Annotated in this window: 12 protein-coding genes; 9 read left to right on the top strand and 3 right to left on the bottom strand. The window is 67.0% G+C overall.

All coding sequences use genetic code 11. The features are described 5' to 3' along the window. The first annotated feature begins 20 nt into the window (after positions 1–20). From AC3ZI9_RS02525 to AC3ZI9_RS02540, 4 genes are all read left to right on the top strand, one after another. Entirely contained in the window at positions 21–428 is a 408-nt protein-coding gene (locus AC3ZI9_RS02525; RefSeq protein ID WP_444561328.1) for an acyl-CoA thioesterase, read from the top strand. A 284-nt stretch (positions 429–712) separates the two neighbouring features. After that, positions 713–2,329 (top strand): ribonuclease J, encoded by a 1,617-nt coding sequence (locus AC3ZI9_RS02530; protein ID WP_443384069.1) that lies wholly within the window; start codon positions 713–715, stop codon positions 2,327–2,329. Between the two features lie 152 nt (positions 2,330–2,481). Next, a complete protein-coding gene (locus tag AC3ZI9_RS02535) occupies positions 2,482–2,904 on the top strand; it encodes a LexA family protein (RefSeq protein WP_443384055.1) in 423 nt (140 codons plus the stop codon). Further along, the gene (locus AC3ZI9_RS02540; RefSeq protein ID WP_444566624.1) at positions 2,897–4,198 is read left to right on the top strand and encodes a Y-family DNA polymerase; all 1,302 of its coding nucleotides are present in this window, start codon (positions 2,897–2,899) and stop codon (positions 4,196–4,198) included. The genes AC3ZI9_RS02535 and AC3ZI9_RS02540 overlap by 8 nt, the downstream gene beginning before the upstream one ends. 54 nt (positions 4,199–4,252) lie before the next feature. Here the strand turns inward: AC3ZI9_RS02540 and AC3ZI9_RS02545 are convergent, their stop codons facing one another. Further along, positions 4,253–5,260: an NADP-dependent oxidoreductase gene (locus AC3ZI9_RS02545; protein ID WP_444566625.1), complete on the bottom strand. Its 1,008-nt coding sequence runs from the start codon at positions 5,258–5,260 to the stop codon at positions 4,253–4,255. Between the two features lie 142 nt (positions 5,261–5,402). Between AC3ZI9_RS02545 and AC3ZI9_RS02550 the strand changes: the two genes are divergently transcribed. The 3 genes from AC3ZI9_RS02550 to AC3ZI9_RS02560 all read left to right on the top strand — a co-directional run bounded on the left by AC3ZI9_RS02550 (position 5,403) and on the right by AC3ZI9_RS02560 (position 8,770). Next, positions 5,403–6,026, top strand: a complete 624-nt coding sequence (locus AC3ZI9_RS02550) for a TetR/AcrR family transcriptional regulator (RefSeq protein WP_443384058.1) — start codon at positions 5,403–5,405, stop codon at positions 6,024–6,026. Positions 6,027–6,318: 292 nt separating this feature from the next. After that, a complete protein-coding gene (locus tag AC3ZI9_RS02555; RefSeq protein ID WP_444566626.1) occupies positions 6,319–7,503 on the top strand; it encodes a thermonuclease family protein in 1,185 nt (394 codons plus the stop codon). 64 nt (positions 7,504–7,567) lie between these two features. Next, positions 7,568–8,770, top strand: a complete 1,203-nt coding sequence (locus tag AC3ZI9_RS02560; RefSeq protein WP_489923808.1) for a thermonuclease family protein — start codon at positions 7,568–7,570, stop codon at positions 8,768–8,770. Positions 8,771–8,836: 66 nt separating this feature from the next. Here AC3ZI9_RS02560 and AC3ZI9_RS02565 read toward each other — a convergent pair whose 3' ends face one another. After that, on the bottom strand, positions 8,837–9,478 hold the full coding sequence (locus tag AC3ZI9_RS02565; protein WP_444566628.1) for a LysE family translocator: 642 nt from the start codon (positions 9,476–9,478) through the stop codon (positions 8,837–8,839). Positions 9,479–9,588: 110 nt separating this feature from the next. Here AC3ZI9_RS02565 and AC3ZI9_RS02570 point away from each other — a divergent pair, with 110 nt between their 5' ends. Further along, positions 9,589–10,038, top strand: coding sequence for an Lrp/AsnC family transcriptional regulator (locus AC3ZI9_RS02570; RefSeq protein WP_443384062.1), 450 nt, complete (start codon positions 9,589–9,591; stop codon positions 10,036–10,038). A gap of 99 nt (positions 10,039–10,137) precedes the next feature. Then, positions 10,138–10,827: a PepSY domain-containing protein gene (locus AC3ZI9_RS02575; RefSeq protein ID WP_443384063.1), complete on the top strand. Its 690-nt coding sequence runs from the start codon at positions 10,138–10,140 to the stop codon at positions 10,825–10,827. Positions 10,828–10,911: 84 nt separating this feature from the next. Here the strand turns inward: AC3ZI9_RS02575 and AC3ZI9_RS02580 are convergent, their stop codons facing one another. Then, entirely contained in the window at positions 10,912–11,811 is a 900-nt protein-coding gene (locus AC3ZI9_RS02580) for a LysR family transcriptional regulator (RefSeq protein ID WP_443384064.1), read from the bottom strand. Positions 11,812–11,887: the final 76 nt, after the last annotated feature.

An 11,887-nucleotide genomic window follows, 5' to 3' on the forward strand; every position in this document is an offset into this window, starting at 1 on the left:
GGCCCCGGTAGGGTGGGGCCATGAGTTCCACGGACGTCACCATTGCCTTGCGCTGGTCGGATCAGGATGCCAACGGCCACCTGAACCACGCCCGCATCGTCACCCTCATGGAGGAAGCCAGGGTGCGGTGGATCCGCACCGAGGACGGGTTCGCCCGGTTGCTGATGGGGGTGGTCGTCGCCTCGATGACCGTGGACTACCTGGCCCAGGCCGAATACATCCCGTCGATGACCATCGGCCTGGGCATCGAGCGCATCGGGACGAAATCCTTCACCCTGCGACACACCGGCGTCCAGGACGGGACGACCGTGTTCGTGGGCACCACGGTCATCGTCCCGTTGGCGGCCGACGGTGCGGCCTCCCGCGCGTTGACCGATGACGAGCGCGAGGCATTGGGCAGGCATCTGGTGCAGGACCCCGCCGAATAACCGGTCCACCGCACGATTCCTCCTCCGGAAGCGCGCGGGGTCGCTGCTGCGCGGGGCCCGACGGCGGCGTAGCGCCGAAGCGGTGGTAAAGTCGAGGTAGATATGCTTCTGCCGCCCGTGGGTCGCTGAAGCCCTTGATTTTCCCGGTTCGCTCCGGCGTCGACTGTTCACCTGACGCTGCCGGCCGGATACCGAAGAAACCAGAACAGCACAGAGAACGGACACTCTTGAGAAAAAAGCAGCACCAGACCCCGCCCGCACTCGCCAAGGGAGCCCTGCGTGTCATGCCGTTGGGCGGCCTGGGAGAGATCGGCCGCAACATGACCGTCTTCGAATACGGTGGCAAGTTGCTCATCGTCGACTGCGGCGTCCTCTTCCCCGAGGAACAGCACCCCGGCGTCGACGTCATCCTCCCGGACTTCTCGGCGATCCGCGACCGCCTGGACGATGTGGTGGGCCTCGTGCTCACCCACGGCCACGAGGACCACATCGGCGGCATCCCGTACCTGCTGCGTGAACGCGCCGACATCCCCTTGATCTCCGCCCGGCTGACGCTGGCCTTCGTGAAGACCAAGCTGCAGGAACACCGGATCAAGCCCAACGTGGTCCAGGTCAAGGAAGGCGAACGCAAGAAGTTCGGTCCCTTCGACCTCGAGTTCCTGGCCGTGAACCACTCCATCCCCGACGGCCTGGCCGTGGCGATCCGCACCGGTGCCGGCACCGTGCTGGCCACGGGCGACTTCAAGATGGACCAGTTCCCGCTGGACCGCCGCATCACCGACCTGGCCGGCTTCGCCCGGTTGGGCGAGGAAGGCGTGGACCTGTTCCTGCCGGACTCCACCAACGCCGAGGTCCCGGGCTTCATGGCCGCCGAAGCCGATCTGCTGCCGGCCATCGACAACGTCATGCGTACCGCCCCGCGCCGCGTGATCGTCTCCTCCTTCGCCTCGCATGTGCACCGCATCCAGCAGGTCATCGACTCCGCCCATAAGTACGGCCGCAAGGTCGCCTTCGTGGGCCGTTCGATGGTCCGCAACATGGGCACGGCCCGCGAGCTGGGCTACCTGAAGATCCCGCGCAACGTGCTCGTGGACTTCAAGGAGGTCGACAAGATGGCGCCGGAGAAGGTCGTCATCATCTGCACCGGTTCGCAGGGTGAACCGATGGCCGCACTGGCCCGCATGGCCAACCAGGACCACATCATCGACCTCATCGAAGGCGATACCGTCCTGCTGGCCTCCTCGCTGGTCCCGGGCAACGAGACCTCGATCTACCGCCTGATCAACGACCTGACGAAGCTCGGCGCCAACGTGGTGCACAAGGGCAACGCGAAGGTCCACGTCTCCGGGCACGCCTCGGCCGGCGAACTGGTGTACTGCTACAATCTGGTGCGCCCGAAGAACGTCATGCCGGTCCACGGCGAACACCGCCACCTGAAGGCCAACGCCGAACTGGCGGTGCGCACCGGGGTGGATCCCAAGAATGCACTGGTCCTCGAGGACGGCGTGACCGTCGACCTCAAGGACGGCGTCGCCCGCGTCTCGGGCAACGTCGCCGCCGACTACGTCTACGTCGAGAACATGGTCGCCGGCGCGGCCACGGAGGAGTCCCTGCAGGACCGCATCCGTCTGGCCGAGGACGGCGCGCTGACCGTGCTGGCCATCGTGGACCCGGCGACCGGCGCCCTGGAGGAGGACCCCGAGTTCTTCCCGGTGGGCTTCAGCTTCTCCAATAAGGACCTCGGCAAGGCCGTGGGCATCGTGGAGAAGACCCTCAACGGACTCAAGGGCGTCAAGACCGGGCCGGACGCGGAACGGGCGATCTCCCAGGCCCTGGTGCGCTGGTCCGACCGCGCCTTGCGCCGCAAGCCCGTCGTCACGGTCATCACCGTCGACGCCTAGGCTCCGCCGCCCACCAAACCGGTTCCGATCCCTGCGATCGGGACCGGTTTTTTGGTGCCCGACGGCGGCTCGGGAACCGGGGCCGGTGATGCTACGCTGGTCATCGAAAGTTTGTTCTATTCCAGGGGGGTGTCGTGTTCGGTCAGGAGCCCGTGCATGTCCCGCCGCCCGGCACCTTCGGCGGGGATGAGGCCACCGGCGGGCCGACGGCGGAACGCCAGGCCAGCGGCTTCCCGTCCCCGGCCCGCGACTACTTCCACGGTGGGATCGACCTGAACCGGCATCTGATCCGCGATAGGACGTCCACGTTCATCATGCGTGTGGCGGGGAACTCGATGGCCGCCTCGGGCATCTGCGACGGGGACGAGGTGATCGTGGACCGCTCCCTTCCGGTGCGCGACGGCCGGGTCGTCATCGCCGTCCTGGAGGCCGAAATGGTCATCCGGCGCCTGGGCATCGACGCCGATGGGGTCTGGCTGCGCACCGACGACCCCGCGACCGGTCCGGTCATGGTCCGGGCGTTGGAGGACCTCACCGTCTGGGGCGTGGTCACCCGCTGCCTGCACCATGTCTGAGCCGGGTCCCGGACGCGGGCGCATGGCACTGGTGGACGTGAACAATTTCTATGTCTCCTGCGAGCGGGCCTTCGACCCGCGACTGGAAGGCCGTCCCGTCGTCGTGCTCTCGAACAACGACGGCTGCGTGGTCGCCCGGTCACCCGAAGCCAAGCAGCTCGGCATCAAGACCGGCACCCCGTGGTTCCAGGTCGCCGGGAGCGCGGAGGGCATGGGGCTGGTGGCCCGCTCCAGCAACTACGAGCTCTACGGTGACATGTCGTCCCGCGTGATGGAGGTCATCGGACGGTTCGGCGCCTGGCAGGAGGTCTACTCGATCGACGAGTCGTTCATCGGGCTACCGGGGGACGAATCGTGGCTGCGGGACAGCGCGCGCCGGATCCGGGAAGCGGTGTGGCGCAACGTCGGGGTCCCGGTCTGCGTGGGGGTCGCCCCGACCAAGACCCTGGCGAAGTTCGCCAACCACGTGGCCAAGCACAACCCCGGTCTGGGTGGGGTCTGTTCACTCGACAGCGTCCCGCCGGAGGAGATCCACCGCATCCAATCACGCGTCCCCGTCACCGGGCTGTGGGGTGTCGGGGCCAGAAACGGGCAACGCCTCAACGCCCTGGGCATCGAAACGATCGCCGATCTGCGGGCGGCGGACCCGCTGGTGATCCGCAAGAAGTTCTCGGTGGTGCTGCAGCGCACCGTGCTTGAACTCAACGGCACACCGTGCATTCCCGAGGTCGAGGAGCGGGCGGACAAGGCGCAGATCATGTTCTCGCGTAGTTTCTCCACCCCGGTGACCACCGCCTCGGACATGGACCAGGTGATGGCGCTCTACGCCCAACGCGGGGCCGCGCGGATGGCTGCCGAGGGATTGCGGGCCACGATGCTCACCGTCAGTGCCGGGGTCAGCCGCTTTGCCGGATCCGCGGAAGCACCGGGGGCGAATCCGGTGGTGGGCGTGAGGTTGTCGGCGCCGACGCAGGATCCGATCGTGCTCACCCGGACCGCCGTCGCGGCGATGCGGGAACGGTTGGTCCCCGGGATGCGGTACGTGCGGGCCGGGGTGGTGCTCTCGGGCCTGGAGCCGGCGGATGGCCAGGCGGCTTTCGAGGCCTTCACGGCCGAGGGGGAGGAGCGCCGGATGGGGACGCTGCTCGGGGATGTGCGCGCCCGTTTCGGACAGGCGGCGATCGGGTTGGGCCATGCCGGGCTGGCCGAACCGGCGGCCTGGACGATGAAACGCGAATTCGCTTCGCCCCGCTACACCACCGAATGGTCCGACCTGCCCGTGGTCACCGCGTGAATCCGGCCCCGGCCTCCCCGCGGTGGGGAGGCCGGGGCCCCGGGATGGTGTCGGCTAGAGCTTGACGACCATCTTGCCGGTGTTGGCGCCGCGCATCAGGTCCAGGAACGCGTCGACCGCGTGATCCAGTCCCTCGACCACGGTCTCGTCGAAGACGAGCTCCCCGGCCGCCAGCCTGGCCCCTGCCTGTTCGGCGAAGGCCGGGAGGTGCTCGGTGTAGTTCCCGACCGTGAAGCCCTGCAGGCGCAGGCCCTTGGTGATCAGGTTGGCCATGTTCCGTGGGCCGGCCTCGGGCTCGGTGATGTTGTACTGCGAGATGGCCCCGCACAGGGCCACCCGTCCACCGGTCTTCAGGGTGCCGAGGGCTGCTTCGAGGTGCTCGCCGCCGACGTTGTCGAAGTAGACGTCGATGCCTTCGGGGGCGGCTGCTGCCAGCTGGCCGGCGATATCGCCGTCCTTGTAGTTGAAGGCGGTATCGAACCCGTACTTGGAGGTCAGCAGTTCGATCTTCTCGGGGCTGCCCGCCGAACCGATGACCCGGGCCGCGCCCTTGAGCCGGGCGATCTGGCCGACCATCGTCCCCACGGCCCCGGCGGCACCGGAGACGAAGACGGTGTCACCTTCCTTCATGGAGGCGATCTCGAGCAGGCCGACCCAGGCGGTCAGGCCGGTCATGCCCAACGCGCCCAGGTAGACCGACGCCGGCAGGCCCGGCAGTTCCTGTACGGCGCGGAATCCTGCGGCAGGGCCCTGGGCGACATCCCGCCAGCCCAGGTCGTGCAGGACCAGGGTGCCTTCGGCCAGCGAATCGTCGCGGCTCTCGATGACGCGGCCGACGGCCCCGCCTCCCATGACCTCGCCGACGTTGAACGGGGGGATGTAGGATCCGGTGTTGTCGTTCATCCGGCCGCGCATGTAGGGGTCGACGGAGATGAAGTCGTTGGCGACCCGTACCTCGCCTTCGCCCAATGCCGGAAGATCGACGACGGCGGTGCGGAAGTTCTCGTGGTCGGGCCACCCGGTGGGGCGCTGGGCGAGCTGGATCTGTGTACTGGAAGTCATGGAATTGCTCCCTTGAAGTCGGTGGTATCGCTGACTGCGATAGGTCTATAATATTAGAACGATCGATACAAAATAAACATTTTGAGGCGAAGTTCACCCCGAGCGCAATGCCGGGGGATTCGACGGGGCCGGAAGGAGACACATGGCACGGAGCAAGGCATTCGACGTGGATGAGGTCATCCAAGCGGCCCGGGACGTCTTCTGGGTCGCGGGTTACGATGCCGCGGCCATGCCCGAACTGGAGCGGGCCACGGGGTTGGGCCGCTCGAGCATCTACAACGCCTTCGGCTCCAAGCGGGGGCTCTTCGACGCGGCAGTGCAGAGCTATCTGGACCAGGTGGTCCGGCCCCGGCTCGAGGTCCTGGTCACGGCCCGGGACGGGGCCGCGGGGCTTGGCGCCTACTTCGATTCCCTGGCCGATGCCGTGTGCGGGGAAGTCGGCCCACAGCGCGGATGCCTGTTGCTCACCGCCTCATCGGGACGCAACAGCCGTGACGAAGCGGTGCGTACCGCCATGGAGGCCTACCGGGTCGAAGTGACCGGGGCCTTCGCTGCCGCCTTGCGCCGTGACCTGCCGGCGCCCGCCGTGGATCAGGCCCCGCCGGAGGGACCGGACGCCCAGGCCGAAACCCGGATCGACGAGCGGGCCCGTCTGCTCTTCGCCTTGTTGACCGCGGGGATGACCCTGGCGCGGATCAACCCCGTGGAGGCGGAAGCCACGCTGCGTTCGGCGGCCGCCTTCAGCACCCCGGCCCATGCCTCCTGAGGGCGGCGCACCATGCCGATGTGGGGTTGTCGGTCGATCCACGGTAAAATCCTTGTGGAATGTCATCCCGGCTGTGCCCCGCTCCGACGCCCGGGATGCGCGGAAACGGGGTCCAACCCCGCCCCTCCGCAACCATTAGCGCCATCGGCGCGCCTCGGACGATAGATCCGGGTGGCCCACCGGGCCGCCGTCGTACTTGTTGGGTGGCCTTGGCCTATCCCGGTCCGTGGTACTACATTCGGTAGTCCACGGCCCGTGGTCACACCACCCGCAACCCACTGGAGGCCAGCGCATGGTGGATCCATCGCTTTTGAACAACCGCCCCTTGAAGAGGGCCGCGGCCGTTGTCGTCGGAGTCTTCGTCGTCACGTCGTCGTTGGCCGGCTGCCGCATCAATTTCAAGGACAACCACGTCCCTGAATTCGGCGGGGTCGTCGTCCGGGTGCTCGACGGCGATACCTTCATCGCCGACGTCGACGGCAAGGAAAAGACGGTTGATCTGCTCAACGTCCTGGCCCCGGCCGCCGGCGATGATGCCGAATGCCTCGGTGACCAGGCCACCGAACACCTGAAGACGATGCTGCCGGAGGGCAAGAAGGTCCGTCTGGAATACGACGACGACATGCCTCCCAAGCGCAGGAAGAACATGGCGGCGGCGTTCTCCGCCGGCAACTTCGTCAACGCGGAGATGGCCAAGGCAGGATTTGCCGTCGCGGAAAAGCAAAGCCCCAACAACCCCTACTACGACCGCGTCCTGGAGGCCCAGGATTCCGCCCAGGAGCAGGGCAAGGGACTGTTCGACGGTTCCAAAAAATGCACCATCGCCGCCACGGTGGAACCGGCCATGAAGCGGATGCAGTCCGTGTCGAAGGCCCCGCCGAGCAGCATCGAATCCGCCGAGGACATGATCGACGACCTGAAATCGGTGCTCAAGGACGGCGAATCGGCCAAGGAATCGCTGACCGGCATGGACGTCAAGGAAGGTACCGCGCAGGCCGTGGTCTATGCCTCCGAGAAGGCCCGGTGGGAAAAGGAGATCTCCGGAACCGTCAGCGCGGCGAAGAAGCGCCTGGGTGAAGTCGAAGGCGTCCACACCAAGCTGGTGGCCAAGAAGAAGGCCGAGGACAAGAAGAAGAAGGAAGAAGCCAAACTCGCTGCCGAACGACGCGCGGCCGAGCAGAAGGCCGCCGCAGAACGCGCCGCCGCGGAACAGCGGGCTGCCGAGCAGCGGGCCGCCCAGGAGCGTGCGGCCGCGTCGCAGAAGGCCAAGGCAGACGCTGAAAAGAGCAAGGCGGCGGAGAAGAGCAAGGCCGCCGAGAAGAGCAAGGCCGCCGAAAAGAGCAAGGCGGCCGAGAAGAAGGCCGAGCAGAAAAAGAAGGCCGAACAGAAGAAGAAGGAAGAAGCCAAGAAGAAGAAGGAAAAAGAGAAGAAGCACGGCAGGAGCCATGACGGGGGCGGCAAGAACAAGAAGCCGTGATCGGTCGCACCGGGGTTATGCTTTGAACCATTCGAAGCGTGCGGGCAATCCTGGGGGGAGACCAATGTCGGTCCGGAATCCGGTGACCCCGTCGCCATGGCGGAAGAGCCCGCGGTTCGTCGTGGCTGCCGTGGCGGTCGCCGTTGCCCTGTCGGGCTGCACCTCCGGCGGGTCGGCGGCGGTGGACACCCCGTCCAGCTCCGGGGCGGATGCCACCGTGGTCCGGGTGGTCGACGGCGATACCCTCGTGGCCTCACTCGACGGAACCGAGGAGACCATCCGACTGCTGAACGTCGACACCCCCGAGACCAAGAAGCCCAACACCCCGGTGCAGTGCCTGGGCCCCGAGGCCACCGAGTATCTGCGCCAGCGGCTTCCTGCCGGAACCGGGGTCCACCTCGAGTACGACGTCGAACGTACCGATCGCTACGATCGCACCCTGGCCGGCGTCTATCTGGACGGGGACCTGGTCAATGCGGACATCGCCCGCGAAGGCCTGGGGGTGGCCGTCCTGTTCGAGCCCAACCACCGCTTCCACGACGAGGTCCTCGCGGCCCAACAGGAAGCGCTCGAGGAGGAAACGGGACTTTTTAGTGCAACGGTCGAATGCACCGTTCCCGCTCAGATCGAATCGGCCATCGACCAGCTGGCAACGGTTCCGACGGCGACCGCGCAAACCTCTGCCGAGGCCTCGGGGCTCCTGTCCGGTGCGGCAACGGCCCTTGCTGCGGGAAAGGCGGCCGATCTGCTGCTGGGCCGGACCGATGACTCCGGAGACGCGGTCCGTGCCGTCGTTGGTTCCGTGGTGGCCGGGAAACTGGCTCCGCGGCTATCCAAGGCCACGGCGGCAGCCACCCGGCAGGAGGGCATCCTGAAGGAACGCCGGCAGCTGCTGGTGACCCGGGAACACGAAGCCGCCGTGAAGGCCAAGGCCAAGGCCAAAGCCGAAGCACGGAAGAAGACCGAGGCCAAGGCAGCGGCGGTTGCCGCGCAACAGGCCGCTGCGGCGAGCCGGGCTGCCGCCGCGGAGGCAGCCCGGCAGGAGAAGGCCCGGATCGCCGAACGACAACGGGTGGCCCGCCAGGCTGCCCAGGCCAAGGAAGCCCGCGAGGCAGCGAAGCGGAGAACGCGGAAGGCGCCGGCGCAGGCTCCTGCTGCGCCTCCGGCCACCAGGAAGGTGCCGAAGAAGACCGGCACCCCCTATCCGGGATATACCGGACCTCGTTGCTACGCGCCCGGTGGCAGGACCTGGAAGCCCTGCCCCTGAGCCGTCGCTCACGACGGAACCCGCCGGGCCTCGGCGCCCTTGGACGAAGCCGGGCGGAACCCGCGGCTAGCCGGCCGTGAGGTTGATGACCTGCTCACCGAGCAACAAGGCGCCCAGGCCCAGCATGATCACGCCACTGGAGAGCGTGACGATGCGGGCTGCTGTCGGGCGGCTGGCCAGCAGACGGCGGGCGCCGAGGGCGACGCCGGTGTAGACGACGGCGGAAACCAGGATATGGGAGATCCCCAGGATGCCGGTTTGCACCGGCGCCGGCAGCCCGGCATTCAAATCGATGAATTGCGGGATGAGGGCCAGATAGAGCAACAGGGCCTTGGGGTTGGTTCCGCTGGTGCCCAGCCCGCGCAGGAAGCTGCTGCCGTTCCCGGGCGGGGGCTGGGCCCCCTCGGCGGCACTGGTGTAGCCGGCGTCGCGCCAGGAGCGGGTGGTCGAGACACCGAGCCAGATCAAATAGGCGGCACCGACAAGCGTCAGGGCGGCCAGCAACTGGGGCAGGGCAATGACCAATGCCGCAAGACCAGCGACGATGAGCAGGGTGTGGACCATGAACCCGCTGAGCAGGCCACCCACGGCAGGGGCGATCCTTCGCCCGCTGAGTCCGGAGGAAATCGCATACGCCCAGTCGGCGCCCGGCGTCAGGGCCAGGGCGACGGACATGGCGGCGAATCCGAGGATCAGATGTGGGTCCATGAGGCGCTCCTGGTGGTCGTGTTGCTCTTCGGGGAAAGCTTAGGAAACTCCGCCCCAAAAGTGCTTACCGTTTTTCGAGGAAACGACGCGCCTCACGATAAGGTTCTTGCGTGATTGACGATATAGATAGAAATATTTTGCGCCTGCTTCAACAGGATGGTCGGATGACCGTCACGGCCCTGGCCGCGGAAGTGGGTCTGACCGTCGCCCCTTGTCACCGTCGACTTCGTGACCTTGAAGCCGCCGGAGTCGTTTCGGGCTACCGGGCGATCCTCGACGCGCCCCGGATCGGGCTGGGCTTCCAGGCCCTGGTGTTCGTCACCCTGAAGGATCGGCAGAACATGTATGCCTTCGAGGACGAGGTGGCATCCATCCCGGAAATCGTTGAGGGCTCACGACTATTCGGGGAACCTGACTTCCTGCTCAAGGTCATGGCCACCGACCTCTCCAGCTACCAGCAGTTCTATGACGAGGTCCTGGTGGGGCTGGCCGGAGTGGAGAAGCTGACCTCGACGATCGTGATGAAGAGCCTGAAGGGGGCGGGGGAACTTCCGGTCTAAGGGTGGCCAGGGGATCCGGCCGCGAGCGAAATGACTGGACGTTGGTCGACGGGCGGCGTAGTTTGGCCGGTTCAAGCACGTTGAGTATTGGAGGGCGAAATGTCCAAGGATCTTGAGAGCATTCAGGCCGGAGCGCCACGCACCACGGCACGGCTTCGGGGCCCCCGGCAGCTCGTCGCAGTCTCGGCCGTCACCATGCTCGCACTGGCCGGTTGTTCCGGTGGTGGCTCCGGAGATGACGGTTCCGCCGCACCCAGCCCGGAAGCGGAGTCCTCCAGCCAGCCGGCCATGTCCCCATCCTCGGACGCCGGCAATGAAGCGGGCGCTTCGGGCAGCAGCACCGACAGCGAGGGCATCTCCTTGGAGGACGCCGGCGACGCCGCCCTCGAGGAAGTCTCCGACAGTACGGTGATATCGATTGAAACCGAGGAGAACGGGACCCGGTGGGAAGTCCAGGTCGTGACCTCCGATGGCACCGAACACGAAGTCGACATCTCCGCCGACGACGGCAGCGTGATCGGCTCGCCTTCCACGGAAGACGACGACGAGCAGGATCGGCAAAAGCACCAGGATCGGGTCGACGCCGCCAAGGTTGACTTCAAGGAGGCTGCCGCGAAGTTCCGCGATGCCGTCCCGGATGCCCGCATCACCGAACTCGGCCTCGATGACGAGCACGGCACGACCGTCTGGGAAGGCGATTTGATCGACGACGCCGGCGCCAAGCACGAGGTGCAGATCGATGCCGGTAGCGGGGACGTCCTGACGAACTCCAAGGATGCGGACGACTAACCCGGTACCACTGCCGGATGGACACCCGCCCCCCGGAGGCGGCGGCGTCATGAAGGGCCCTGCCGCGCTGACCCCGGGGGAGGGTCAGGACCGGAGCGCCTGGCGACGGCCCCGGGTCTCTGTCAGGAGCGCCTCGACGACCGCCTTCACGCCGGGCGAGCGCAGCGACTCCGTACGGGCCACCGCCGAGTAGGTGATGCCCCGTTCGAAGTCATCGGCCAGGACCGGAACGAACCCCGGGTCCTGGTGGACCACGTAGGAAGGCAGCATGCCGATGCCCCCGCCGGCGCGCACCGCCTGCAGCTGGGCGAAGATGCTGGTGGCCTGGAAGGCCGCCGCCGGGACCGGTAGCCCGGAGGAGCGGTAGTCCAGCTCCGCGACCTGCAGCTCCGAATCGACGTAGGAGACGAAACGGTGCCGGGCCAGGTCCGTCAGGGTCGCCGGTTCTCCGGCGTCGTGCAGGTACGCGGGGCTGGCGAACAACCGGAGGAAGTATCTGGTGAGGACCATGACTTCGGCCCGCGAATCCTCCACCCGCCCGGCGACGACCTCCAGATCGACCCCCGAACGGTTGCGGCTGGCCCGACGGGTGGCACTGAGCAGTTCGACCTTCAGCCGCGGGTGCTCCTGCTGGAGTCGGGCGATCGCCGGTGCGGCGATATAAGCACCGAAGGCATCGGAGGCATGGACGCGCACGACGCCGGACACCTCCTCCCCGCGCTGGCTGACCGCCGATTTGAGCTCCGTCAGGCTCGACTCGATCGATTCCGCGGCCCGGAGCGCATGGTGCCCCAGATCGGTCAGCTCCCACCCGGTGGAGGTCCGATCCAGGGTCCGGCCATCCAGTTGCCGGTCCAGGGCGGCGATGCGGCGGGACACCGTGGTGTGTGTGGTCTCCAGGGCCTCGGCCACCGCGGTGAAGCGACCCAACCGCGCGACCGTCAGCAGGATCAGCAGGTCATCGGGGCTGGGGGATCTGTTCATGGGGGCTCGTATCCATCGGGTATGTGCATATCTGCACAACGCTTATGCCTTTTTGGTGCTTGAGTGCACCGTAGCA

The sequence above is a fragment of the Arthrobacter sp. AOP36-F1-5 genome (assembly GCF_058137995.1).